Raw genomic sequence first — 24,147 nt, 5'->3', positions numbered from 1 at the left:
ACGCAGGAGTGGTAACGTCATTACCAGGCAGTGAGAATCTGAGACTTTTGCAAGGAGATCGCCATGCCCTCTCGCGAGCTTCCCTTCCCCGTGTTCGACGCCGACAATCACATGTACGAGCCGCAGGAAGCGCTGACCAAGTTCCTTCCGGATAAGCGCAAGAACGTCATCGACTACGTCCAGGTCCGCGGCCGCACCAAAATCGTTGTGCGCGGCCACATCAGCGAATACATCCCAAACCCGACGTTCGAAGTGGTCGCGCGCCCGGGTGCGCAGGAGGACTACTTCCGGCACGGCGCGCAAGGCAAGAGCTACCGCGAGATCCTTGGTGAGCCGATGAAGGCGATCCCCGCCTTCCGGGAGCCGGGCGCGCGCCTCGAGGTGATGGACGAGCTCGGCATCGACTACGCGCTGATGTTCCCGACGCTGGCCAGCCTGGTCGAGGAGCGCATGAAGGACGACCCGGAGATGACCCACGACGTCATCCACGCACTCAACCAGTGGATGCACGAGCAGTGGTCGTTCAACTACAACGACCGCATTTTCGCCACGCCGGTGATCACCCTGCCCATCGTCGACCGTGCGCTCGAAGAACTGCAATGGTGTCTGGAGCGCGGCGCCCGCACCGTGCTGGTCCGGCCGGCGCCGGTGCCCGGCTACAAGGGCAGCCGATCGTTCGGGCTCGAGGAGTTCGACCCCTTCTGGCAGGCCTGCATCAAGGCCGAGATCCCGGTCGCGATGCACGCTTCGGACAGCGGCTACTCCGAATTCGCGAACGTATGGGAACCCGGTGACGAGTTCCTGCCGTTCAAGCCGACCGCGTTCCGGAGCTTCGCGATGGGTCACCGGCCGATCCTGGACGCGATGGGTGCGCTGGTATGCCACGGCGCCCTGTCCCGCAACCCGGAGCTGCGGATTCTGTCGATCGAAAACGGTGCCGATTGGGTGCCGGACCTGTTCAAGGGCCTCAAGGGCGTGTACAAGAAGATGCCGCAGTCATTCAGCGAGGACCCGATCGAGGCGTTCAAGCGGTGCGTCTACATCACCCCGTTCTGGGAGGACCGGTTCAGCGAGATCGTCAACATGGTCGGCACCGACCGGGTGCTGTTCGGCTCGGACTGGCCGCACCCCGAGGGCCTGAAAGACCCCATCAGCTTCGTCGACGAACTCACCGACTTCGCCGAAGCGGACGTCGCCAAGATCATGGGCGGAAACCTGATGAAACTCATGAAAGTTTCCGCCCCGGCGAAGAAACCGGTCTCAGCCTGATCGGTTGTCGGCACCGGAGGGTTCGGCATCGGGGATAATCGAGACAACGCCCTTGGTCTCGAACAACGCGAGGCGAATGTCGGCGGGCGTTTGATGACCGTGTTGACGCAAGACAGCGTCCAAATCTCCTCGAGTCAGCCTGCAGCGCTTTAAGTTTGCATCGTCGACTTGGCCGCCGCTGATCAGGACTCGCACCGGCGGGTCTACGAGCCGGCGAACCCACGGGATCAGGCGCAGCCGCGCGACGAGATCGTGGGCGGCGATCAGCGTGAGCAGCGCCGCGGTCCCGGTGAACCACGAGGTGTCGGCGGCAGTAGCGGTACGCCCCACGATGGCGCCGACCGCGACCGCGGTTACCCAGTCGAACGGCGTGAACTCGGCGATGGTCCGGCGCAGCACGAGCCGGAAAGCCGTTACCGCTGTGATGAATAAGGCAAGCGCCTTGAGCGCCGCATAGATCGCCGGCTGCCATCCGTTGAAGAACTGCGCTAGTAGGCCACTCATCGCCACCTCCCACGCGGCAACCGAAGACGAAATCGAATCAGGACTCGAGGCCATGATGGCCCATCGGTGTGCCGACGCGTCGGAATTCCTCGCTGGTGTCGATCTGTGGATCCCCCCGGAACTTCTGCGAGTCCTTCGGCCGTGCGCCGTCGATCTCCTGATCGACCGAACGCCGCACGCCCATTGCCGCACTTCGCGGCGCCCCGGTGGGCGATACCGGCGTCCGGCCGCCCGAATCGGGGTATACGCCACCATGGTGCGTGGTTCTGCGGTCATGTGCGTCGGACTGAGGAGGGCAGATGAGTGCGGCACCGGACAACGAGGCGCCGGTCAGTATCGATGACGACATCGCGTTCCTCACCGAGCAGATCGAGGCGCTTCAGCGACTCGGACAGCGAGACGACGTCGACGACGAAGAGATCTACGACCTGAGCATCAGGTGGGGTGCCGCTCTTGCGGGACGGCTGCCGCGCATGGCGCATTACGGTTCGCTGGGGCAACTCGGTGAAAACGATCAGCGGCGGTTTCGGTCGTTGTGCGACCAGCTACGTCAGTTGTGGCCGCTGATAGAGCGATTCGACCTCGCTCGGCCGCAGCTTCCGGGTTCCGCGGACGGCGAGGCTAGCGGGGGGCGGCGTCCTGCTCGGAAGCGCCGGAGTCGCTTGCTCCGTAGGTGAGAAAGTCTTGGTCGCGCAGTCTGATCGCGGTCCGCGGTTTGGGGCAGTCCGGATTGTGGCAGGTCAGCGCGACCATGTAGGCGTCGGCGTCCTCGTTCAAAAACAGGTAACCGAGGTAGAGCGCGTCGCCGACGGCGAAATCCGTTGCGCCGCAGGCTTCGCAATGTCCGCCCTTCGCCGCGATCTGCTCGAGCACGCGATGGTGTGCTACCTCATCCAAGCGGATCAGCTCGGGGCGTACCCCGACCCCTTCGGTCGCCGTGTCGGTCATCTCAGATCTCCACGTCCTTGTCGTAATACACCCGATCCTCGCGCCAGCCGCCGGTACCCATGCCGATCCCGGCGTAGTCCTCGACGAACTCGATCTGGTTGATCCACTTGGCCATTTTGAAACCCACCTGCGTTTCCACCCGCAGCCGCAACGGCGCGCCGTGCTGGATCGGCAAGGGAACGCCGTTCATTTGGTAGGCCAGCAGCGTCTGCGGCTTGTGAGCGAACTCCAAGTCGAGCACCTCATAGAACTGGCCTCCGCCGTGCGACGCCGGCTCGTCGGTGCTGTTGTCCTGCATGGTCAAAAAGCAGATGTAACGCGCCTGAGGCAGCGGCCGTACCAAGTCCACCAGTTGATGCAGGTGAACTCCGGTCCATTCGCCGATGCTGGTCCAGCCCTGGACGCAGTTGTGCATCACGCGTTGCGTTTCGGGCTCGGCCAGCGCACGCAGCGCACTCAGGTCCAGCGTCACCGGGTTCTCCACCAACCCGCCGACCCGCAGCCGCCAGTCCACGAAGTTGTGCACGGCCATCACTTTGTATTCCGTACTGGTGGGCGGCTTTCCGTTGACCCGGTGCTGCTTGGAGATCTTGTCCGCCGGATAGTTCTGCCGTGAATTCAGCGGTCGCAGCAGCAGCAGGCGAGCCGCGGTGACCACCGCCCCCAGCACGCGCTGGACCGACCGCGGGTTGCGCAGACTCCAGATCGTGGCCGCGACATGGACGGTGATGATCGCCGCAATGATCAGCAGCGAGATCGCGGTCGCCCAGTAGATGTTGTGAACCGCACCGAAAATCATTGCTGCGGTGAGCCGGCCCCACCCCCAGAAGAAAATCATCGACAGGTGAATCACGATGAAGACCAGGAACCCGACGAGCCCCAGGAAGTGCAAGCTGCGCGCCCACTGCCGACCGCCCCACATCTGGACGTACCACGGGAACCGCGCCTCGATGGCCGGCGACTGAGCTGCGCCGGTCAGGATCTGAAACGGCGCGAGAACAAATACGACCCCGGCGTAGGTCAGTTTCTGCATGGCGTCCAGCGGCTCACCGGGCAACACGGGCGGCAAGTTGAACGTCAGATACGTGACTATGTCGTCCCATGCTTCGGGAAAGATCGACCACGATGCCGGCCAGTAGCGGTGCCACTGGCCGGTTGCGAACAACAGGATGTAATACGACAGACCCAGCAGGATCCACCCGATGACCACGAAGAAGTGCCAGTGGCGGCCCACACCGAGCTGCGCGCGGCCGGGCAACGAAATGAACGGGCTGTAGTCCTCTTCCTCGTCAAGGGTGTCGTAGATCCTGTCCCGCGGCATCACTTTTCGGGTGAAGCGCGCCCACTCCGTACCCGGCTTGCTGTCGTCGTGCCAGTACAACTTGGGGTGGGTGGCCAGGATTTCGAGACCGCTGCGCAGAATCAGCGTCACAAACAGGACGTTGAGCCAATGATCGATGCGAAGCCATACCGGGTAGTCCAACGTTGTCATGCCTGAGCCCCGTCAGTCGTACCACTGCTGGCGCTGCGGGTAGGCCACGTTGATGCCGGACAACACCGTCGTGTGCACGGCGATATACGCCGCCGCGCAAGCCATCGCCAACGTTCCGGGCGCAAAGTCCCATCGCGCGGTCACCGTGGCGAGCCCGGGCAAGCTCACCCAACGGGTGACCAGATACACGGCGAGAAATGCCAAGCAGACCGCACTACCGAGATACCAGCCAGCTTGCGGCACAGCAGGTTTGATACCGACCACCATGGTGCTCGCCGCGACCAGGCACGCGGCTGCCAGTACCAGCGCGTAGGCGGAGAAATACCAGGGCAGGTTCGACCGGCTGGCCAGCACGTAGACGTGCACCGCGGCCAGTCCGGTCAACAGCGCACCGCCGAGCGCGGTCACCGTGCGCGGCAGGTTGAATGCCACCCAGCCGTTCAGGGTGAGCACCGGTGACGACAGCACACGCCCCCAAAGCGCGGTCGCGCGTTGCGCCACGAGATCGGCCACGACTGCGAGGTACCCTCCCTCAACCGGCCGCAAACGGGCCGTTTCGCCGTTGCCGGCCGCGATTTTTGCGGGCGTCAACTGGATTTCCCAACCGGATCAACCGACACAATTCAGACCGGTAACCAAACCGATCCGAGAACGATTGCTAATGTGCACAACTACGTGCGCAAATAAAGGTCAACCCATTGACCCGGTTTCCGATCCGGTCCTGCGCTGCGCGCCGCTCGGAGACTGCTAGGAGGAACGGCCAGGTGGTGGCCGAAAAGGACTGGGACAGAACCGTCGGAGCGGCAGACGACGTACGCCGCGTCTTCGAGAATGTCCCCGCTCTGCTGGTCGGGCTCGAGGGTCCCGACCACCGCTTTGTCGCGGCCAATGCAGCTTACCGCGCACTCACTCCGTCAATTGACTCCATCGGCTTATTTGTGCGCGACATCTACCCCGAACTGGAGAGCCAGGAAATCCTCCAGATGTTTGACCGGGTATATCAAACCGGCGAGCCACAGTCGGGCACAGAATGGCGGGTGCAGGCCGACTTCGAGGGCCAGGGTCGGCCACAGGAACACTTCTTTGACTTCATCGTCACGGCGCGGCGCGCCGACGACGGCTCGATCGAGGGCGTGCAGCTGGCCTTCGTCGACGTGACGAGCCGGGTGCAAACGCGAATGGCCGCCGAGGCACGGCTCGAGGAGATGTCCGAGCGGTACCGCAGCGTCCGCGATTCCGCCACCGTCATGCAGCAAGCGCTGCTGGCACCGTCGGTACCCATCACTCCCGGCGCGGACGTGACTGCGCAGTATCTCGTCGCCGCGGAGGACACCGCGGCCGGCGGCGATTGGTTCGACGCGATACCCCTCGGTGACCGGCTGGTGCTTGTCGTCGGAGACGTGGTCGGCCATGGCGTCAAAGCAGCCGCGGTGATGTCGCAGCTGCGAACCGCGCTACGTATGCAGATCCTGGCAGGATATCCAGTCGCCGAGGCGCTCGAGGCGGTCGACCGATTCCGCAGGCACGTGCCCGGGTCGAACACGGCCACCATCTGCGTCGGGTCGCTCGACTTCGGCACCGGCGAATTCCAGTACTGCACCGCCGGACACCCGCCGCCGCTACTGGTGACCGCGGACGCGGCCGCGCGCTATCTCGAGCCGTCCGGCGCGGGTCCACTCGGCAGCGGCACCGGCTTTCCGGTACGCACCGAATTCCTTGATATCGGCGACTCGATCCTGTTGTACACCGACGGTCTGATCGAACGGCCCGGCCGGCCACTGGGGGCCAGCACCGCCGAATTCGCCGAACTGGCCGCGAACATTGTGGGCGGCCAGCGCGGCTTCGTCATCGAGTCGTCGCTACGGCCGATCGACCGGATCTGTTCGGAGACGTTGGAATTACTGCTGCGCTCGACAGGTTATAGCGACGACGTGACACTTCTTGCGGCGCAACGCCGGACGCCGCCCGCACCCCTGCACCTGACACTGGATGCGACCATCCGCACCGCCCGTGCGGTCCGCACCCGGCTGCGGCAATGGCTGTCGGAAATCGGGGCAGACGCCGACGACATCTCCGATGTGGTGCACGCGATCTCGGAGTTCGTCGAGAACGCGGTGGAGCACGGCTATGCCGCCGAGGTCCCCGACGGGGTCGTGGTCGAGGCGACGCTGTCCGGCGATGGCAACCTGCACGCCTCGGTGAGCGACCGCGGACAGTGGAAGGATCACCTCGAGGGCGAAACGGGCCGCGGCCGCGGCCTTGCCATGGCCGAGGCGCTGGTCTCGGAGGCGCATGTCAGTCACGGGGCCGAGGGGACAACCGCCAGTGTGACGCACCAACTCTCGCGGCCGGCGATCTTCGTCGCCGACTCCGTGGTCGGCCGGGCGACCGACCGGCGAGCCGTCAGCGCGGAATTCGTCTCCGAGGTCAGCGAACCGGGCCGCATCGTGGTCAGTGGCGACGTCGACTCCAATACCGCATCCACCCTGGACCGTCAGATCGCCGTCGAAAGCCGTTCTGGCGTCGCACCGTTGACGGTCGACCTCACCGCCGTCACACACCTCGGATCGGCGGGGGTCAGCGCGCTGGCCGCCGCCCGCGAGCGGGCGCGCCGGCAGGGCAGCGAATATGTATTGGTGGCCCCGCCGGGAAGCCCGGCGCATCATGTGTTGTCGCTGGTGCAGATCCCGGTGGTCAGCGGCCTCGCCGAGAACGTCGTCGCCGAAGGTTAAGTCCGGTCGGCCCGTTCGCCGTGCCGCACCTGGTTGAACGGCACCCCGCGGTCCGCGGCGTACTCCCGAGGGAAGCCCAGCACTCGCTCGCCAATGACGTTGCGGGCCATCTCCGTTGTGCCGCCGCCGATGGCGACCGTCTGCCTGGACAGATATCGCAGGCCCGTTTCCAGTCCGGCGCCCGGCTCCCCCACCACGCCGGCGCTTCCCGCGATCGCCAACGCCGTGTCGACATCGGTGGTCGTGGTCTCGGAGTGAAACAGCCTGATGAGCGTACCGGCGGCCGGCGGCAGCGCGCCGTCGCGGACACTGCGGTACACGTGACCGATCAGTTGCTCGGCCACCGCACGGTGCACCAGGGCGCGACCGGCCATCTCACGCACCCGTTCGTTGTCGGCCTGCCCCGTCTTCTCCGCAAGCGCCACGTAGTCAACGGGAATCGCGTTGCCGCCCTCGCTGCCGCCGCCGCTGGCGAACTCGGACCCCTGCCCCACAGCTCGGCGTTCGTGGTACAGCTGCCGTGACGCCACCGCCCAGCCACCGTCGACCTCGCCGACGACGGCGTCGTCTCCGACATCGACGCCGTCGAGGAACTCCTCGCAGAATTCGGTGGAGCCGCTCAGCATCGTGATGTGCCGCAACGTGATGCCCGGATGCGCGATGGGCACCAGGAACATCGTCAGACCTTCGTGCTTGGGCACGTCCCAGTTGGTGCGGGCCAGACACAGGCCGTAATCAGCGGCGAACGCGCTCGTGCTCCAGGTCTTGGCACCGTTGATGATCCAGCGGTCACCGCGCCGCTCGGCCCGGGTCAGGACACCGGCCAGATCCGATCCGCCGCTGGGCTCGCTCAGCAACTGCACCAGCACTTCCTCGCCGCGCAGCGCGGCGGCGATATGCTGTTTCTTCTGCTCCTCGCTGCCGGTGTCGAGCAGCGTCGCGCAGCAGATGGTGAATGTCGGCGTGTTGAGAATCAACGGCATCTCGTAGTCGAGGGATTCGGCGTCGAACGCCTTCTGGTATTCGTAGTCAAGCCCGAGGCCGCCGTACTCGCGGGGGAAGCAGATGCCGGCGAATCCGCCGTCATACAACCGCTTTTGCAGTTCCCGAGCTCTCCGCCACGATCGTTCGTCGTCACGCGGCGCGGCCGGCGGGGCCTCCCGGTCAATGGCGGGCATGTTGTTCGCAAGCCATGCCCTGGCGCGGGCAGCGAACTCGGCAACGGACTCGGTCGAGGTCATCGGATCTTCATCATTTCGCCGCACGACCCGCCTTTTCGAACTCGTACACACGCAGGTTGTGTTCCTCTGGCGTGCCAAACATGCCGCGATACAACGTAATTCGGCGAAGGTACAGATGCAGGTCGTGTTCCCAGGTGACTCCGATGCCGCCGTGCATCTGCACACACGCCTGGACGATCTGTCCCGCCATCTCGCCCACGTAAGACTTGGCGATGCTGGCCGACAGGTTCGCTTCGGGCGTGCGGGCGGCCACCTCGGCGACCGCCGCCGAGGTGGTGGCGCGGCAGGCTTCCAGCCAGAGCTTCATGTCGGCGAACTTGTGTTTGAGCGCTTGGTAGGAAGCCAACGGGCGGCCGAATGTGTGCCGGTCCAGCGCCCACTGCACGGTGAGGTCGAACACCGTCTGCAGGGCACCGACCACCTCGGCGCATTGCAGCACCTGGGCGATCTGGCTTTGTCGATCGACAAGCGCGGCCGTCTCGTCGGCGGCCCCGACCGCCGCGGAGCCCGGCACCACGACACCGTCGAACTGCACCCGGGCGTATTGCTTGACCAGATCGACAGACTGCTGCGGCTCGATCCGGATCCCCGGCGCGTCCGTCGGCACCAGAAACTGGCGGATCTGAGCGCCGCAGCGCGCCACTACCAGCAGTGCGGCGCTCTGGGCGGCCGCCTCGACGCGGTCCTTGACTCCGTCGATGCGGAAACCGGAGCCGGTTTCGGTGGCCACCACCGAAGGATCCAGCGGAGCCCAACCCCGGCCCGGCTCGCAGACCGCCCACGAGGCCACCGTCTCACCGGCGATCAGCGCCTCGATGACGTCGGCGTGCTCGTTGGAGTTTGTGCACTCGACAAGCCCCGCGAGCACGGTGCTGACCGGATACAGCGGGCCGGGCGCCACCGTCTTGCCGAGTTGTTCGGCGACCATCGCCAGATCGGCGAAGCCGTCCCCCGAAACGCTGCCGCCGCCCAGCTCCTCCGGAACGAGCAGACCGGTCCAGCCGAGCTCCGCGGCGCGTCGCCACCACGCTGGGTCGAACGACGTACCCGTTGCGTGCAGCTCGCGCACCCGGCGCAGCGGCGCTTCCTTTTCCAGAAACGCCTGGGTGGTCGAGGTGAAAAGGATCTTTTCGGGAGAGTCGAGGGTGGTCATAGTGCCGAGGGGATCCTTCTTGACATTCGAACGCTGCGGCTGCAACGGAAACGGTTTGAGTGGTTGATCATCCGCCCGATCGGTCCTCGGTTGGCTGGCGATTCTGATGTTAGCAACGCTCGATACGGTAAGAGATACCGGAGTTCAGTCGGTAAAAGCGGGGACAGCCAGGTCGACCACGCAACCCGCCGCAGGCGGGGAACGCGGCGCCGCTACATGGCGAACACTCGGCGCACCGCCTGCGCGTGCAGCGCCCGATTCTCCTGCGAAACAACCCAATCGGGGACCATCGAGTCGAAGCCGTTGAACGTCGCCGCAATCACGTGCAATTCGGTATGTACGTACGCATGCAACAGCCGGTTCGCGTAGTCGATGGCCTCGTCGCGGCACGGATCGATCTCCGAGCAGCTGACGAACGTGGGCGGCAGGCCTTCGAGATTGGCTCGGTGGGCGGGCACATGCTGACCATTGGCGCCGGCGTGGCCGAGATAGTGGTTCCACGCCCGGCTCACGGCGGGACCGTTGAGGCCCGGGGTCTGCTGGAATTCCCGTCGCGACGGCGTGGCGTCGGAGTCGAGCATCGGCTGATGCAGGATCTGCATCAGGATCGCCGGACCTTCTTGGTCGAACATGCGCTGGGTCAGCCCCGCGACCAGCGCCGCACCGGCATCGCGTCCCATCACCGCGATGCGGCGCGCGTCGGCGTCCAGCTGCGCGCTGTTCTCGACGGCGTAACGGAAGGCCGCCTCGACATCGTCGAGCGCGGCCGGACAGGGATTCTCGGGAGCCAGTCGGTAGTCGACCGACACCACCAGACAACCGCCGTCACGGGCCAGTTCCACGCAGTGCGCATGGTCGGTCTCCAGGTTTCCGGTGACGAACCCGCCGCCGTGGGCGTACACCACCAAGGGCAAGGCGGATTCGGTGCGGCCGCGGTACAACCGCAGGCCCAGCTGCCGCCCATCGGGACCGGCGATGGACCGGGAATCAATTGAGACGCCGGTCGTGTCGGCCGCCGCGGCGCGCTGGGCGGCCAACATGTTGGCGTGTTCCCGCTCGGCGGGCAGTGTCTCGGTGCGGAATTCGAAGGCGCCCAACTCCACCGCGGCGTCGCGCAACACCGGATCGATGCGGTTGAGGCCGTGCGGCCGGGCCAGGTTCGTCTGTGTCATATCAACTCAAGGTAGACCTGGGGTTTTAGCGGGTGACACGCCAGGTGCTCGGTGCCGCGAAACACACCCGCCGGGCCGGCGTTGCGGTAGAAAAGGGGCCGTATCCCAGTGGGCCTTCGGCACGCCGTCGACCGGTCGCTGCCCGGCGCGCAGCGGTGAGCCGTTGGGCTTCGTTGCTATCTATACTATGATAGCTATTTTCGGCTCGGTCACACCTGCCGTGGATTTCGTGGGCACTCGCAATCCGGTCCGCGTGAACGGCCTTATCGGTTGTCTCAGGAGGAGCGCTGATGACGCTCAGCACTGGCCCGAACGGGCAGCACGTCGCACCGTCACTCGATCTCACCGGCGAAACCAGCCCCTACCCGTTCTTTGAACACATGCGGCACACCGACCCGGTATGGCATGGTTCCCTCGGCGACAACAGCCAGTTGCCGGAAGAACTGCGGCCCAACGACGAATGGGTCCTGTTCAGTTACGACGGTGTATCCCAAGCCTTTCGCGACGACAGGATCTTCACGTCCGCCGCCTATGACAAGACGATCGGGCTGGTGATGGGACACACCATTCTGGCGATGGGCGGCCGGGAACACCACGACCACCGCAACCTGGTGGCCAAAGCGTTTCGCGCGACCGCGCTGGAACGCTGGGAACCGTCGGTCATCGGACCGGTCTGCGACCAACTGGTCGACGAGATCAAGCATGACGGGCATGCCGACCTGGTCAAGGCGGTGACCTTCGAATTTCCCACCCGGATCATCTCGACGCTGCTCGGTCTGCCCGCCGAGGATCTCGACCTGTTCCGACGTCTGTCCCTCGACCTGATTTCGATCCCGACCGACATCATCGCGGGACTGAACGCCGCCACCGAGCTGCACGACTACTTCCTCGAACAAGTCGAACAGCGCCGGCGCAAGCGCACCGATGACATCATCGGCGACCTCGTCGCCGCCGAGATCGACGGGGAAAAGCTCACCGACGAGGCCATCATCGCCTTCTTGCGGTTGCTGCTGCCGGCCGGCCTGGAGACCACCTACCGCTCGTCGGGCAATCTGCTGTATCTGCTGCTGACCCACCCCGAACAGCTGGAGATGGTCAACCAGGACCGGTCCTTGATACCGATGGCGATCGAGGAGGGCTTACGGTTCGAAACGCCACTGACCACGGTCATGCGGACCACGACCGAAGAGGTCGAAATCGGCGGTAAGGCAATCCCGGCCGACGCCCAGATCGACATGTGTATGGGTTCTGCCAATCGGGACGAGAGCCGCTGGACCGATCCCAACACATTCGACATCCGCCGCCCCAGGCAATCCCACATCGCCTTCGCCGGCGGTATCCACATGTGCCTCGGCATGCACCTGGCCCGGCTGGAAACGCGGGTCATGTTGAACAGCCTGTTCGATCGCGTCGAACACCTCAGGTTCGCGCCCGACGACGGAACCGGCGAGGAAGCCAGGATCGTCGGGCTCACCTTCCGGTCGCCGAACAAGCTTCCGGTGACGTTCGCACCCGCCGCATGAGAAGCCGCGCAGCGATCCTGCACGACGTCGGTGGGCCGTGGTCCGTCGAGGAATTCGAGCTGGATCCGCCCAAGGCGGGCGAGGTCCTGGTGCAGATGGCGGCCGCCGGCTTGTGCCATTCCGACGACCACATCCTCAAAGGTGACATGTCGGCGCCCAATGAGGTGATGCGGTCGATGGGGTTGCCGACCATGTTCCCGACGATCGGCGGCCACGAGGGCTCCGGCATCGTCGGCGAGGTCGGCCCCGGTGTCACCGATTTCGCACCGGGTGACCATGTGGTGATGTCGTTCGTGGCCGTGTGCGGCCAATGTCGTTGGTGTGCGAGTGGAATCGAGTACCTGTGCGACGTCGGCATCGGCACCATGATCCCGGGGATGCCGACGGACGGCACATTCCGCCACCACACCGCCGACGGTCGCAGCCTCGGTCACATCGCCAAGATCGGCGCGTTCGCCGAACACACTGTGGTGTCGACGAATTCACTGGTGAAGATCGAGCCACACCTGCCGCTGACGTCGAGCGCTCTGCTGTCCTGCGCCATCCCGACCGGTTATGGCTCGGTCGCCAACCGGTCGAACATGCGCGCCGGCGACACGGTCGTGGTGATCGGCGTCGGCGGTATTGGCACCGGTGCGATCCAGGGAGCCCGCATCAACGGCGCCGCGCAGATCGTGGCAGTGGATCCGGTTGACTTCAAACAGAAGTCCGCGCTGCAGTTCGGCGCGACACACAGCGCGGCGACGATCGACGAGGCGCTGGACCTGGTGCGCGGCCTGACCTACGGGGTGATGGCGGACGCGGTGGTGGTCTCACCCTCGTTGATCACCGCGGAGGACGTCCGCGACGCGGTGAAGCTCACCCGAAAGGGGGGCACCTGCGTGCTCACCGGCATGACGTCGCAGTTGACCCGGTCGGTCAAGATCGACCTGCAAGACTTCATCCTGATGAACAAGACGTTGGCGGGCACCATATTCGGCTCATGCAACCCGAAGGCGGACATCTCCCGGCTGGCCAGGCTTTACGAGACGGGCCAGCTTCAGCTCGACGAGATGATCACCAAGCGCTATCGCCTCGACGAGGTCAACGACGCCTACGACGACCTGCTCAACGGCAAAATCGTCCGGGGCATCATCGATTTCGGCGTCGGCTGAACCTCCGCCTACATCTTGATCGCGGGGATCAGCCTGTTCAGATTCCACAACCGGTCTCTTCGCGCCGACAGACACGAGATTGCCAGTGCGACAGCCGTTATCCCGACCAACACGGTGATCGCCTGCCATAGCCGGGCGTCGATGCCGCCGAGTATCAGCTGGCGGAGTCCGTTGACGCCATAGGTCATCGGGTCAAAGCGGTGCAGGACCTGGAATGGTCGTGACGTGGTTTCCACGGGATACATGCCGCCCGCACTGACGAGCTGCAACATCAGCAAAGCCATGATCAGCACCCGGCCCACCGCCGGACCGACAAGCGCGTTGATCGCCTGCGTCGCGGCTACGAACGCACCGGAAATCAGCATCATGAATCCCAGCATCGCCACCGGATGGACGGCGTGCATACCGAGCGCGAACCGGACCACGCAATAGAGAATGACGGCCTGGAATACCGCGATCACGGCGGCAGGCAGGTAGCTGGCGAGCACCACGCGGATCGCGAGCACCTCCGCGGCGATGGCGCGACTCTGCAAGGGCCGCAGCACCATCCACAGCACCAGGGCGCCGAAGAACAAGGCGAGCGTGAGAAAGAACGGAGCCATACCGGTGCCGAAGTTGGGTGCGGCGTTCTCATGTGAAGCCTCGAGCTGCACCGGACCACCGATGGTGTTGGCGACCGCTTCCTTTTGCTGGGTTGTCCAGTTGGGCACCTGCTTGGCCCCGTCGGCGAGTTTGGCAGCCAGCTCGGCTGATCCCGTTTTGAGTTGGCGTGCGCCGTCGTCGAGTTTGGCGATGCCGCCGGCGAGTTCGGCGTTGCCGGTGGCCACCTGCTGGGCTCCGTCGCGCAGCTGGGTGAGCTTGTTCGTCAGGTCCTGTCCCTTGCTGCCGACCTGGTCGAGCGCCGACGCCAGCGGGCTGCCCGGGTTGCGCAACCCCGATGTCATGGCGATCGCCGCGTTCTGCGCGTCGGTGAGCTGCTGGCGGATCTGAGGGGTGAATTGGTGACCCCGAAGCTGATCTTGGATGCCGCGCAGGTTGTTTGCCAGCGGATCCTGCCGCGCGGAGAGCTGATCGATCACCGATGAGAGCGAGTTCGCGGCGGCATCCTGGGCCGCGGCGATGGTACCGATCTGGTCGTTGACCTGTGCAAGCGCGGTGGCACCCTGTTGCAGTTGCTGGGTGCTGCCGCCGATCTGCGACACCGCCTTGGTGACCGCGAGCAACGGGTCGGTGGCCTGGTTGATTCCGTCTGACAATTGCTTGGCGCCCGCGGCAAGGGTGGCCGAGCCGGACCGCGCGCTGTCCAGACCGGCGACCAGCCGACCGGCGCCGTCATCGAGTTGAGCGGCCCCGTCTGCGGCCTGCTTGATACCCGATCCCGACGAAACCACCACGGACAGCACCTGATTGACCGCCTGCCCCGAGATCCGGCTGGAGACGGCGTTGAGTACCTGGCCGATGGCGGTACGACCGATACTCGTCGAGATGTAATTGTTGGCGTCGTTGTACACGGCGATCAGGTTGGCCTTCTTGGGTTGCCCGGTCACCGGCGAAGCGATCGCCGCGCTGAAGTCGGGCGGCAATTCGACCATGAAGTAGTACTTGCCGTGGTCAACTCCGTTGCGTGCCTCCGGTAAGTCCACGACGTGCCAGTCCAGGCCGCCGTCCGCGGTCAGGCTCTTGGCGATCTCGGCGCCCGCGTTGAACTGCTGGCCGGACACGACGGCGCCACGGTCGGAGTTGACCAACGCCACCGGCATCTTGTTGGTGTGGCCGAAGGGATCCCAGAACGCCCACAGGTACAGCGCGCCGTACACCAGCGGCAGCAGCATCAGTACGACGATGGCCACGCGCGTCAATCGGCTGCGGCCGAAACGTTTGATCTCTGAGCCGAATGCGAGTCCAGCCAGCATTGTCAGTCCTCTCCGGTCAGGATGCGCTGATCGTGAAGTTCGTGGTTGGGTGCGTCCGTGCCGAGGGGGTTGGTCACCCCGACGATGACGGTGCGCTGCTCGGCGATCACGCCGAGCCGGTCGGCCGCGATCGCCCGCCGGGAGTTGTCACGAACCTGCTCGAGGTCGCCGACCACCAGGATCGGACGGTTGGACAGCAACGCCAGCGTGATTCGCAGTAAAAACAGTTCCAGGTCTGACAATTCGACGATGTAGGTGTCGTGGGACGGCGGGGTCATCTCGCCGAAGACCTCGGTCAGCTCGGCCTGGCCGGCTTGCAGCGGCACAAGTGAGTACCACGGTGCCAGCCACCGGAGTTGCTCGGCGAGCACGGTCTCCACGGTCACCGATTCCTCGAGCTCGTCGATGTCGTCGAAGGCCGCGATCGAGCAGTGCCGGCGGATCGCGCGCGGGGTTGTTTCGCCCAGGACCGTCAGCGTGCCGCGGCTCGGCTTGAAACGTCCCGCGAGCGTCAACAGCAGGGTGGTCTGCCCTGGCCCGCCGGGCAGCTGAATCGCGTGGAAACCCGGCCTGAGCGCCAGATTGATATCCGAGAAGAGGGGGCCGTGCTCGCCGTCGACGCCCAAACCGCGGGCGGTGATCATCGGCGCCGCAGCGTCCGACCCGTCATGTGTAACCATGGTGAGGCTCTCCCTAATCGGCGGAAACCGGGACCGATTCCAGCACCGCGCTGATCAGCCGCGCGAGCAGGTCGGGGTTGATGGTCCCGGGACGCAGGACCTCTTCCATCGCGATGCCGAGGTTGATCGTGACGACGAGTTGGGCGAGGTCGGCCAGCTCTTGCTCGGACGCCACGGAGGGGATCGACTTGACGATGTGCACCGCCTGATCGGCGGCGGCGGCGCGCCGGCGTTCGATGAGGCGCTCGCGAAGCTGGGGGTCACGCTGGGCGCGCAGCCAGTATTCGACGAACAGCACGTAAAAATCGGCATGCTCGCGAACGGCGTCCAACCAGGACCGGCTCAATTCTCGCGCGGCCGCGACGGTGTCGCCGCCGCTGCTGTCCAGCGCTGTGGCGATCTGCTCACCGCGAAGCTCGAACTCGCGGTCGAGCAGCGCTAGGAACAGTTCGTCCTTGGACTCGAAGTTCGAGTAGACCGCGCCTTTGGTGAAGCCTGCGGATTGGCCGATTGCGTCGATGGTGGCGCCGGCGAACCCCTCGGCGGCGAAAACCTTCGACGCAGCGTCCAGGATCCGGTCGCGAACCTCACCACGGGTCGGGCGGGTTCGGTGCGGCTTGACGGGCGACATGAGTCCCCAGCATACTGCAGAGTATCGACTGGATACTAGCGAGTATCGAAAACCTGGCGAAGCTGGCCAACTTCATTCATCCGGGCCGCCGTATCGAAGACTTGTATGGCGTTGTCGCTCATGCTCGATCCCCAGGTTCGCGCAGGAACTTCTCGACGACGGGCGCAAGCTCGGCCGCGTTGTGAACCAGGTCGATGTGTCCGCCGGCATGCAGGTGCAGTCGCGAATGGGGCAGCAACACCTTCATGACGCGGGCGTTGATCACCGGGATGATCGGATCGTCGGTGCCCGACACGATCAAGGTCTCCTGCCGCACCGCTGGGAGCGCGAACAGGCTGGTCCAGATCGCCCCCGCGAGCAACTGGTGCAGGTAGCCGACCTTAGATCCAGCGTGCAACTGCCGCACGAACAATCGCGCCACGTCTTCACCGTGGGCCCGGACCGTTCCCCCGTACAGCTCGCCCGCGATGGTCGCGGCATAGTCGGGGTCCGAGAACCTGCGCGGGGTAAGCATTTTCGCCAGTACGCGTGGATGCGCGGGCACCATCACCGCTCCGGTGCCGGTCGCCACCAGCACCAGGCGCCGGCATCGGTGCGGGTTTTGGAAGGCGAACTGTTGCGCCAGAGCCCCTCCCCAGGACAGCCCGAGCACGTCGACGACGCCGAATCCCAATTTGGACAGCACCCGGCCCAGCACCCAGGCGAGGTAGGGAAACCCGTAGGGCACCAGGGAGGTGGGCGATCCACCCGTCCCGGGGACGTCGAATCTGACGACTGTGCAATCCAATTGCTCGACCAGCGGATCGAGAACCTCCAGGCTGGCGCCGATGCCATTGCACACCACCAGCGGGACGCCTTTTCTGCGGCGCACGTTGACGCGGATCCGCTGACCACCCGCGGAGACATAGCGCTCCTCGCCGATCGTGCTGGGCGATACCACTCGAAGCCGCCTGGGAGTGGAGCCGCGCCTCACTTATCTCTCCATCACGTAGCTGCCCGGTGCCGGACCGAGCGGCGGAAGGTCCTCGCCACCAAGGGCTTTGGGTGCGTCGACTTCTGAGCCGCTGCGCTCGGCGAGCCAGCCGACGTAGTCCGGCCACCAGGAATCGGCGTGCTTCTCAGCGGACTCGAACCACTGCTGGGGATCCTCTGCATCGACCGGGGCGACGCGGAACGACGCCTTGGGATTGCCGGGCGGGTTGACCAGCGCCGCGATATGACCGTTGGTAGACAGCACGTAGCGATTGTCCTTACTGCCCAGCAGGCGGGCGCTTCGATAGGTGGCCTGCCACGGAGAGATGTGATCGGCGATGCCGCCGACGACGTAGGCATCGGCGGTGATCTTTGACAGGTCGACCGGGCTGCCCAACATGCTCACCGCCCCGGGAGTCACCAGCGCATTGTGCAGCCCCATCAGCACCAGGTCGCGGTGCAGCGCGGCGGCCATCCGGGTGGTGTCTGCGTTCCAGAACAACACATCGAACGGGGCCGGCTTACGGCCCTGCACGTAGTTGTTCACCACGTACCGCCACACCAGGTCGGTGGGCCGGAGCCAGGCGAACATCTCCGCCATGTCGCGCCCGTCGAGGAAACCCTTCCGGGCCGACACTCGGATCGCTGCCTGTGCCGCGCGATCGCTCATGGCGGCCGCCGCGAACCCTGCCCTGGTCTCATCCAACACGGTCACCGCCAGGTTGAGGCCTGCCACCCGGTCGCCCTCACCGATCTCGGCCAGGTGAGCCGCCGTCATCGCGGCCAAGATGCCGCCCGAGCAGGTGGCCAACAGATGGGTGCTGTCTGCCCCGGTGATCTTCGCCGTCGCGTTCATCGCCTCCACGATCGCCGCCCCGTAGGCATCGAACCCCCAATCCCGGTGGCGCGCCTGCGGGTTGCGCCACGAGATGACGAAAACCTGCTGACCTTGACCGACGAAGTACTCGATCATGCTGCGGCCCGGCGCGATGTCCATGACGTAGTACTTGTTGATCACCGGTGGCACCAAAAGCAGCGGGATCTCGCGCACCTTAGGCGTCTGCGGGGCGTATTGGATCAGCTCGAAGACCGAGGTTTGCAGCACAACCGCCCCCTTGGTGACGGCCAGGTTCTCCCCCACCACAAAGGCGTCGGGCTCGACCATCGCGGGCACGCGTGGTTTCGAAAGCATGTCGCGGGCAAAGGCTCTCATGCCTCGTACCATGCTCAGGCCGCCAGTGTCGATCAGCGCCTTCCAGCCCAGCGGACTGATCAGCGGGTTGTTGCTGGGCGCCAGACCCTCCACAACGTTGTCGACGACGAACTTCATCTTCTCGTTGTCGCGCCAATCCAGCCGTGCCTCGGCAAGCAATTCCTCGGCGGTTTCGGAACCCGCGAGGTAGGCCTGCATGATGCGGTGCAAGAACGGATTGCCATGCCACGCAGGGTCGGTGAAGCGTTTGTCGGCGCGTGCCGGAGCGCGATGTGACTTTCCGATCGCGATATCGCCGAGTTCACGCGTCAGCGTCCCGACCCGACCGGCCACCGTTCCCGGGTGCTGAGCAAGGTTGCCCGCAAGGCGAGCCCAGGTAGCGTTGGGCATCATCCGGCTGGCGAATGGTTTGGTGGCGCTTGTCAAGAGCAAGTCTAGCGGCGCGGCCAGTTCGTCGACTCTAGTGGTGGGGTCCTTGGGCTTCAAGGTGTTAGCCATGATTATCGCGTGCTTTCGGTTGCCGGAACAGTGATGTCGCGTTTTTGGACTTTGCCGGTGGGGCCTTTGGGCAGCGCATCGACAAGCCACACGACCCGGGGATACTTGTAAGCAGCCACCCGGGCCTTGACGTAGTCGCGTAAGTCGTCCGCGGTTAGTCGGCCCTCCGCCAAGGCCCCCTGCTTGAGGGCGACCGCTGCGCCGACTTCCTCGCCAAGGGAGTCGTGCGGAATGCCGATGACGGCGGCTTCGGCGACGTCCGGGTGCTCGTAAAGCACCTCCTCGATCTCGCGCGGGTAGACGTTGTATCCGCCGCGGATGATCATGTCCTTGGTCCGGTCGACGATGTAGAAGTAACCGTCTTCGTCAATGCGTCCGACGTCGCCGGTATTGAGCCATCCGTCGGAGGTGATCGTGGCCTTGGTGGCGTCGGGCAGGTTCCAGTAGCCCTTCATCACGTTGTGTCCTCGGATCTGGATCTCACCGGTTTGTCCTTGTGGGACCTCAAGTCCGTCCAGATCGACCACCCGCATCTCGATACCGTCGATCGGAGTGCCGATGGAACCCGCCTTGCGGGGCCGGCTCGGGTGGTTGAACGCAGCGACCGGCGAGCTCTCAGAGAGCCCGTACCCTTCGAGAACGGTGCAACCGAAAGCCTTTTCGAAGTCGGTAAGGACCTGGACGGGCATCGCCGCACCACCGGATACGCACACCCGAAGACTCTGCGTCGCAGCGTCTTTGGCTTCGTCCGCCACACCAAGCAACGCCGAATACATCGTCGGCACACCCTCGAAGACTGTGACGCGATCGCGCTCGATGACCTCGAGCGCCTTGCGCGGGTCGAAGCGCGGGATGAGGGTCATCATCGCGCCCGCGAGGACTGATCCGTTGAGCCCGCACGTCAGTCCGAAGACGTGAAACAGTGGCAAGCAACCCATTACCACGTCGTCGGGTCCCGTCTCGACGAGGGTGCGGACGCTGACTTCGGCGTTGCGGCTCAGGTTGCCATGGGTGAGCATCGCGCCCTTGGGCTTGCCGGTGGTGCCCGACGTGTGCAGAATGACCGCGACGTCGTCGTCGTCGCGCTGCACCGGGGACTTTTGTGCGGGCAGATCGGCGGTGAGGTTGGCCAGTCCGGCGTCGTCGACCACCAAGCACCGGGCGCGCACCTCGGCCGCGCCCGCGGTGGCCTCCGCGGCGAATACCGGGTCCGCAAACAACGCCTTGGCGCCGCTGTTGGACAGGTAGTAGGCCACCTCGCGGGACTTCAGGAGGGGGTTCATCGGGACCGCGACGGCACCCTGATACATGATCCCGTAGAAAGCAATGGCGAACGCGGGGGTGTTCGGCAGCATCACGCCCACCCGATCGCCGGGCTGGATCCCCCCGCGCTCCAACAGCGTTGCAACACGAGCGGCTGCGGCGTCGAATTCGGCGAAGGTGAGCTGCAAGTCGTCGCAGCGCAATGCCACTCGGTCGGGATGGCGATCCTTCGATGCGACGAGGTTGGCGCTCAAAGCGGTCATGGGGAGCCTCCTGCGAAGTGCTTGACGTGCGATTCCAGGGTGATCTTCGCGCCGGCACGCCACAATGTCCCCGCACACAACGCCATATCCGGTTCGCTGTTAACGCGCACATCCGCCGATAGCCGGGCATAGGGTTTCGGAGTATGGGAACGGCATCGAAAACCCGCGTGGGCCGGCGCGGAGCGTCGGCTGATCCGCATGTCATCGAGCTCGGCAGGCTCATGCTTCCCCAGGCCCCGGGACTGGGGAAGGAGATGGCGGAGCTACTCTGCCGCGACATCGACGCGTACCGCGACGGTTCCGTCGTCAGTAAGGAGGAGGTGGCCGAAAGTTGTGTCGCCAACGTGACTTTCATCTTCGATTCGCTCACCGGGAACGACGACGCCGACGTCTCGATTGCGGCTCAAACCGGTACCGCCCGCGCGCTCGCCGGTGTGCCACTGCCCGCCGTGATGACCGCCTACCGGATCGGGTTCCGATTCATGTGGGAAAAGACTCTCGCGACCGCACGCGAAGCCGCGATTCCTACCGAATCGATCCTGGGCGCCACCGCACGGGTCTTCCTCGCCCAGGACACTTTCGTCCAGGCGATGAGCACCGCCTATCGCCAACAACTGACCGCGCAGATCCTCGAGCGGGAAGAGGAGCGATCGGCGCTGGTGGAGGCGCTTTTGTCACGACGGATCACCGACAGGCACAACCTGTGGGAAGCGGCCGACCTGCTGCGGCTTCCCACGTCGGGACCGTACGCCGTCGTCGCGGCGGAATTACCCGCGATCGGAAAGCTGGGATTGCCAACCATCGAGAACAAGCTGTCGGTTCGTGACATCAGGTCGGCGTGGCGACTGCTACCCGACCTGCAGGTCGGCATCGTCCACCTGAGAGGCCCCAACACGGCTGAAGCCCTCGACGCGCTTGTCGAGGTGCTCCGGCAGGCCGCGAGTGCGCGTGTCGGGATCAGCCCGCCGTTTCACGAGCTGTCCGAAACTAATGACGCCCTGCGGTTCGCGCGGTTCGCGCTGACGGGCAAGCCCACGGCCGCCCCGCGCGTCACCGTGTTCGACGCCACCCCCCTTGCGGTGGCGGCGGTCAGCGCACCGGAGGTCATGGCGAAGATCGAATCCTCGGTCCTGGGCAGGTTGAACGCGCTGCCGGACGAGGAACGCTCGATCCTGCTCGATACCTTCCGGGCGTGGCTGGATGCCGGCGGCTCCGCCAATAACACTGCGGCCAAGATCTTCTGCCACCCCAACACTGTGCGGCACCGTCTGCACCGCATCGAGGAGCTGACCGACCGATCGCTCTCGCGGCCAAAAGATCTCGCCGAACTGTGTCTGGCATTCGAGATCGAGCGCCGGTTGCCTTGAGTCCAAATAGCTTCGCCCTCTAGGCGTAGCCGACCTTGGCCAAGCTGCGTTGCCACAGTTCGCGCGCGAGGACGGGATCGTAGGCCGCGCGGTTGGCTTTCGCGATCCTGCCTTTCGCGTAGTACTCGCCGGCGGCCCAGTCGACGCCGGGCACGCTGGTCGCCAGCCAGACCAACTGGTCGGCCCCGTGGTCCGCGGTCTTGATCATGCGGCTCACCGGTGTGCGCTGCATGGTCGTCAGGAACCGCGAGCCGGACGAGTGGCCGATGTTGGTGTTGACGAAGCCGGGGTGAACGACCACCGCCGAAAGGCCGTCGGCGGAAAAGCGCCGATGTAACTCCTTGGTGAATAAGATGTTTGCCAGCTTCGCCAACGCATAGGCGCCGCCAGGCCGGCGCCGAGCGGTGGTTTCGAAGTCGGTGATGCTGACTTTGCGAAGCAGCTTTTGCGACGAGCTGGACGTGTTGACGATCGTGGCACGCGAATTCAGCAGCACGTCCATCAGCAGCGTGGTGAGCAAGAACGGCGCCAAGTAATTGACCTGAAATGTGATCTCGTGACCGTCGGCTGTCTCGCACAGTTTGCTGAACACGCCGCCGGCGTTGTTGCCCAGCACGTCGATGCGCGGATGCTCGGACCTGATCTTGTCCGCCAGGGCCCGCACCTGGGACAGGTCGGCGAAGTCGGCGACGAAGTAGTCGGCATCGAGCTCGGCGGCCACGGCCGCGGTCTTGGGCTCCGAGCGTCCTACCAGCACCACGTTGTCGCCGCTGCGGCTGAGCCGGCGGGCCGCCGCTGCGCCGATGCCGTCGCTGGCACCGGTGATGATGATCGTCTTACGCGCCATTGCCTCGACCTCCCACGCGGAGTGTAGCGAGTTCCCGTTGGACGGGGTCGGCCGCGCTCAGGCCAACGAGTAGCGCACCGGCAGGTGCTTGAGGCCGCCGACGAAGGTGGTGGCCGTCAACTCCGGATCTCCGGTCAACTCAATCGATTTGAGCCGCGGCAACAGTTCGGAAAAGAAGCTGCTGACCTCCATGCGGGCCAGCGCGGCACCCATGCAGAAGTGCACTCCGTAACCGAAGGCGACGTGCTTGTTGGGGTCGCGGCCGACGTCGAAGCGGAACGGATCGCCGAAGACGTCCTCGTCGCGGTTGGCCGAAACGTAGGACAGCAGCACCGAATCGCCGGCGGCGATGGGCACACCACGCACGGTGGTGTCCTTCGCGGCGGTCCGCATGAATTCCTTGACCGGGGTTACCCAGCGGATCATCTCCTCGGTGGCCAGCGGCATCAAATCGAGGTTGCTGCGGAGCCGCTCGAGCTGGTCCGGGTTTTCGGCAAGTGCCTGCAGGCCGCCGGAAATGGTGGCACTGGTGGTGTCGTGACCCGCCGTGGCGACGATGAGGTAGTAAGAGACGGTTTCGATGTCGGACAGCGGTTCGCCGTCGATGCGCGCGTTGGCGATCGCCGACGCGAGATCCTCGGTGGGATGCTCACGGCGTGAGGCGGTCACCCCGTTGAAATAACCGAACATGTCCAGCAACGCAGGCAGCTGGTCCTCGTTCGTGGTACCGCGTTTGAATTCGGAGTCTTCACTGCCGAACAACTCCTGGGTCAGCTTCAGCATGCGCGGGAAGTCGACCTCCGGCAGCCCCAGCAGCGACATGATCACATACAGCGGGTAATTGACCGCGACTTGCTGGACGAAGTCGCACTCGGGACCGACGGACATCATCTTGTCGACGTAGCTCTTGGCCAGGTCGTCGACTCGAACCTTCAAGGCCCGCATCGCCTTTGGACGAAACCAGTCCGAGCCGATCGCGCGCACCACCCGGTGTTGAGGGTCGTCCAAGTGGATCAGTGTTCGGACGCCCACGGCTTCGGCTTGTGCGTCGCCCTCGGCGGTCGTCAACACCGGCCGTGGCCAGTTGGTGAAGAGCATGTTCTCGCGTTCGATGTGCATGACGTCGGCGTGTTTGGTGATCGCCCAGAACGGCCGGTAGTTCGGAACGTCCACCCAGGAAACCGGGGCGTTGGCGCGCAGGTGCGTCAGTGCCGCATGCAACCGGTGCTCGTCGGTGTACGCCAGCGGGTCCGCCAGTAGCTTCGCGGCCTCGTCCATCGTCGTTGCGCTCACTGGTGGGACTCCTCGGTCT

Annotated in this window: 21 protein-coding genes; 5 read left to right on the top strand and 16 right to left on the bottom strand. The window is 65.1% G+C overall.

Annotation, left to right across the window (positions count from 1 at the left end; translation table 11 throughout):
- Positions 1 to 63: 63 nt before the first annotated feature.
- Positions 64 to 1,269, top strand: coding sequence for an amidohydrolase family protein (locus ACIUM1_RS22335; RefSeq protein WP_406814711.1), 1,206 nt, complete (start codon positions 64 to 66; stop codon positions 1,267 to 1,269).
- On the opposite strand, the gene ACIUM1_RS22330 is transcribed toward ACIUM1_RS22335, so the two are convergent.
- From ACIUM1_RS22330 to ACIUM1_RS22310, 5 genes are all read right to left on the bottom strand, one after another.
- Positions 1,261 to 1,773, bottom strand: coding sequence for a DUF421 domain-containing protein (locus tag ACIUM1_RS22330; protein ID WP_406817814.1), 513 nt, complete (start codon positions 1,771 to 1,773; stop codon positions 1,261 to 1,263). The two genes, ACIUM1_RS22335 and ACIUM1_RS22330, sit on opposite strands and share 9 nt — an antisense overlap.
- A gap of 37 nt (positions 1,774 to 1,810) precedes the next feature.
- A complete protein-coding gene (locus ACIUM1_RS22325) occupies positions 1,811 to 2,122 on the bottom strand; it encodes a hypothetical protein (RefSeq protein ID WP_406814710.1) in 312 nt (103 codons plus the stop codon).
- A 272-nt stretch (positions 2,123 to 2,394) separates the two neighbouring features.
- The gene (locus tag ACIUM1_RS22320) at positions 2,395 to 2,721 is read right to left on the bottom strand and encodes a hypothetical protein (protein WP_406814709.1); all 327 of its coding nucleotides are present in this window, start codon (positions 2,719 to 2,721) and stop codon (positions 2,395 to 2,397) included.
- 1 nt (position 2,722) lies between these two features.
- On the bottom strand, positions 2,723 to 4,213 hold the full coding sequence (locus tag ACIUM1_RS22315; RefSeq protein WP_406814708.1) for a molybdopterin-dependent oxidoreductase: 1,491 nt from the start codon (positions 4,211 to 4,213) through the stop codon (positions 2,723 to 2,725).
- A 12-nt stretch (positions 4,214 to 4,225) separates the two neighbouring features.
- Positions 4,226 to 4,726, bottom strand: coding sequence for an oxidoreductase (locus ACIUM1_RS22310; protein ID WP_406814707.1), 501 nt, complete (start codon positions 4,724 to 4,726; stop codon positions 4,226 to 4,228).
- 251 nt (positions 4,727 to 4,977) lie between these two features.
- Between ACIUM1_RS22310 and ACIUM1_RS22305 the strand changes: the two genes are divergently transcribed.
- Complete coding sequence (locus ACIUM1_RS22305) at positions 4,978 to 6,945, top strand: SpoIIE family protein phosphatase (RefSeq protein ID WP_406814706.1); 1,968 nt, start codon at positions 4,978 to 4,980, stop codon at positions 6,943 to 6,945.
- Here ACIUM1_RS22305 and ACIUM1_RS22300 read toward each other — a convergent pair.
- The 3 genes from ACIUM1_RS22300 to ACIUM1_RS22290 form a co-directional block, all read right to left on the bottom strand.
- On the bottom strand, positions 6,942 to 8,186 hold the full coding sequence (locus ACIUM1_RS22300) for an acyl-CoA dehydrogenase family protein (RefSeq protein ID WP_406814705.1): 1,245 nt from the start codon (positions 8,184 to 8,186) through the stop codon (positions 6,942 to 6,944). The genes ACIUM1_RS22305 and ACIUM1_RS22300 overlap by 4 nt on opposite strands.
- Before the next feature lie 10 nt (positions 8,187 to 8,196).
- Complete coding sequence (locus ACIUM1_RS22295; RefSeq protein ID WP_406814704.1) at positions 8,197 to 9,339, bottom strand: acyl-CoA dehydrogenase family protein; 1,143 nt, start codon at positions 9,337 to 9,339, stop codon at positions 8,197 to 8,199.
- A gap of 212 nt (positions 9,340 to 9,551) precedes the next feature.
- Positions 9,552 to 10,511, bottom strand: coding sequence for an alpha/beta hydrolase (locus tag ACIUM1_RS22290; RefSeq protein WP_406814703.1), 960 nt, complete (start codon positions 10,509 to 10,511; stop codon positions 9,552 to 9,554).
- 290 nt (positions 10,512 to 10,801) lie between these two features.
- On the opposite strand from ACIUM1_RS22290, the gene ACIUM1_RS22285 reads away from it, so the two are divergent.
- Both ACIUM1_RS22285 and ACIUM1_RS22280 read left to right on the top strand, forming a co-directional pair.
- Positions 10,802 to 12,034 (top strand): cytochrome P450, encoded by a 1,233-nt coding sequence (locus tag ACIUM1_RS22285; RefSeq protein WP_406814702.1) that lies wholly within the window; start codon positions 10,802 to 10,804, stop codon positions 12,032 to 12,034.
- Positions 12,031 to 13,188: a Zn-dependent alcohol dehydrogenase gene (locus ACIUM1_RS22280; RefSeq protein ID WP_406814701.1), complete on the top strand. Its 1,158-nt coding sequence runs from the start codon at positions 12,031 to 12,033 to the stop codon at positions 13,186 to 13,188. Before ACIUM1_RS22285 ends, ACIUM1_RS22280 begins: the two co-directional genes overlap by 4 nt.
- An 8-nt stretch (positions 13,189 to 13,196) precedes the next feature.
- Here ACIUM1_RS22280 and ACIUM1_RS22275 read toward each other — a convergent pair whose 3' ends face one another.
- The 6 genes from ACIUM1_RS22275 to ACIUM1_RS22250 form a co-directional block, all read right to left on the bottom strand.
- Positions 13,197 to 15,101: a YhgE/Pip family protein gene (locus ACIUM1_RS22275; protein WP_406814700.1), complete on the bottom strand. Its 1,905-nt coding sequence runs from the start codon at positions 15,099 to 15,101 to the stop codon at positions 13,197 to 13,199.
- A 2-nt stretch (positions 15,102 to 15,103) separates the two neighbouring features.
- A complete protein-coding gene (locus ACIUM1_RS22270) occupies positions 15,104 to 15,781 on the bottom strand; it encodes a hypothetical protein (RefSeq protein ID WP_406814699.1) in 678 nt (225 codons plus the stop codon).
- Positions 15,782 to 15,794: 13 nt separating this feature from the next.
- Positions 15,795 to 16,412 carry a TetR/AcrR family transcriptional regulator gene (locus tag ACIUM1_RS22265; RefSeq protein ID WP_406814698.1) on the bottom strand — a complete coding sequence of 206 codons (618 nt, stop codon included), beginning with the start codon at positions 16,410 to 16,412 and terminating at the stop codon, positions 15,795 to 15,797.
- Positions 16,413 to 16,530: 118 nt separating this feature from the next.
- Entirely contained in the window at positions 16,531 to 17,352 is an 822-nt protein-coding gene (phaZ, locus tag ACIUM1_RS22260; RefSeq protein ID WP_406814697.1) for a poly(3-hydroxyalkanoate) depolymerase, read from the bottom strand.
- A gap of 33 nt (positions 17,353 to 17,385) precedes the next feature.
- On the bottom strand, positions 17,386 to 19,095 hold the full coding sequence (locus ACIUM1_RS22255; protein ID WP_406814696.1) for a PHA/PHB synthase family protein: 1,710 nt from the start codon (positions 19,093 to 19,095) through the stop codon (positions 17,386 to 17,388).
- Positions 19,096 to 19,097: 2 nt separating this feature from the next.
- On the bottom strand, positions 19,098 to 20,621 hold the full coding sequence (locus tag ACIUM1_RS22250) for a long-chain-fatty-acid--CoA ligase (protein ID WP_406814695.1): 1,524 nt from the start codon (positions 20,619 to 20,621) through the stop codon (positions 19,098 to 19,100).
- A 143-nt stretch (positions 20,622 to 20,764) separates the two neighbouring features.
- Here ACIUM1_RS22250 and ACIUM1_RS22245 point away from each other — a divergent pair, with 143 nt between their 5' ends.
- Complete coding sequence (locus tag ACIUM1_RS22245; RefSeq protein WP_406814694.1) at positions 20,765 to 21,988, top strand: PucR family transcriptional regulator; 1,224 nt, start codon at positions 20,765 to 20,767, stop codon at positions 21,986 to 21,988.
- Between the two features lie 19 nt (positions 21,989 to 22,007).
- Here ACIUM1_RS22245 and ACIUM1_RS22240 read toward each other — a convergent pair whose 3' ends face one another.
- Together ACIUM1_RS22240 and ACIUM1_RS22235 are read right to left on the bottom strand one after the other, a co-directional pair.
- Positions 22,008 to 22,835, bottom strand: coding sequence for an SDR family NAD(P)-dependent oxidoreductase (locus tag ACIUM1_RS22240; protein WP_406814693.1), 828 nt, complete (start codon positions 22,833 to 22,835; stop codon positions 22,008 to 22,010).
- Between the two features lie 57 nt (positions 22,836 to 22,892).
- Positions 22,893 to 24,113 carry a cytochrome P450 gene (locus ACIUM1_RS22235; protein WP_406817813.1) on the bottom strand — a complete coding sequence of 407 codons (1,221 nt, stop codon included), beginning with the start codon at positions 24,111 to 24,113 and terminating at the stop codon, positions 22,893 to 22,895.
- Positions 24,114 to 24,147 lie beyond the last annotated feature (34 nt).

The sequence above is a fragment of the Mycobacterium sp. M23085 genome (assembly GCF_045343915.1).
Lineage (GTDB): Bacteria > Actinomycetota > Actinomycetes > Mycobacteriales > Mycobacteriaceae > Mycobacterium.
Note: the sequence above shows the minus strand (reverse complement) of the source record. Positions and strands in the feature narration are given on the sequence as shown.

Excerpts from the sequence above, each read along its gene's own strand:
- ACIUM1_RS22335 (WP_406814711.1), top strand. The coding sequence starts at position 64 with ATGCCCTCTCGCGAGCTTCCCTTCCCCGTGTTCGACGCCGACAATCAC.
- ACIUM1_RS22330 (WP_406817814.1), bottom strand. The coding sequence starts at position 1,773 with ATGAGTGGCCTACTAGCGCAGTTCTTCAACGGATGGCAGCCGGCGATC.
- ACIUM1_RS22325 (WP_406814710.1), bottom strand. The coding sequence starts at position 2,122 with ATGTCGTCATCGATACTGACCGGCGCCTCGTTGTCCGGTGCCGCACTC.
- ACIUM1_RS22320 (WP_406814709.1), bottom strand. The coding sequence starts at position 2,721 with ATGACCGACACGGCGACCGAAGGGGTCGGGGTACGCCCCGAGCTGATC.
- ACIUM1_RS22315 (WP_406814708.1), bottom strand. The coding sequence starts at position 4,213 with ATGACAACGTTGGACTACCCGGTATGGCTTCGCATCGATCATTGGCTC.
- ACIUM1_RS22300 (WP_406814705.1), bottom strand. The coding sequence starts at position 8,186 with ATGACCTCGACCGAGTCCGTTGCCGAGTTCGCTGCCCGCGCCAGGGCA.
- ACIUM1_RS22295 (WP_406814704.1), bottom strand. The coding sequence starts at position 9,339 with ATGACCACCCTCGACTCTCCCGAAAAGATCCTTTTCACCTCGACCACC.
- ACIUM1_RS22290 (WP_406814703.1), bottom strand. The coding sequence starts at position 10,511 with ATGACACAGACGAACCTGGCCCGGCCGCACGGCCTCAACCGCATCGAT.
- ACIUM1_RS22285 (WP_406814702.1), top strand. The coding sequence starts at position 10,802 with ATGACGCTCAGCACTGGCCCGAACGGGCAGCACGTCGCACCGTCACTC.
- ACIUM1_RS22280 (WP_406814701.1), top strand. The coding sequence starts at position 12,031 with ATGAGAAGCCGCGCAGCGATCCTGCACGACGTCGGTGGGCCGTGGTCC.
- ACIUM1_RS22275 (WP_406814700.1), bottom strand. The coding sequence starts at position 15,101 with ATGCTGGCTGGACTCGCATTCGGCTCAGAGATCAAACGTTTCGGCCGC.
- ACIUM1_RS22270 (WP_406814699.1), bottom strand. The coding sequence starts at position 15,781 with ATGGTTACACATGACGGGTCGGACGCTGCGGCGCCGATGATCACCGCC.
- ACIUM1_RS22265 (WP_406814698.1), bottom strand. The coding sequence starts at position 16,412 with ATGTCGCCCGTCAAGCCGCACCGAACCCGCCCGACCCGTGGTGAGGTT.
- ACIUM1_RS22255 (WP_406814696.1), bottom strand. The coding sequence starts at position 19,095 with ATGGCTAACACCTTGAAGCCCAAGGACCCCACCACTAGAGTCGACGAA.
- ACIUM1_RS22250 (WP_406814695.1), bottom strand. The coding sequence starts at position 20,621 with ATGACCGCTTTGAGCGCCAACCTCGTCGCATCGAAGGATCGCCATCCC.
- ACIUM1_RS22245 (WP_406814694.1), top strand. The coding sequence starts at position 20,765 with ATGGGAACGGCATCGAAAACCCGCGTGGGCCGGCGCGGAGCGTCGGCT.
- ACIUM1_RS22240 (WP_406814693.1), bottom strand. The coding sequence starts at position 22,835 with ATGGCGCGTAAGACGATCATCATCACCGGTGCCAGCGACGGCATCGGC.
- ACIUM1_RS22235 (WP_406817813.1), bottom strand. The coding sequence starts at position 24,113 with ATGGACGAGGCCGCGAAGCTACTGGCGGACCCGCTGGCGTACACCGAC.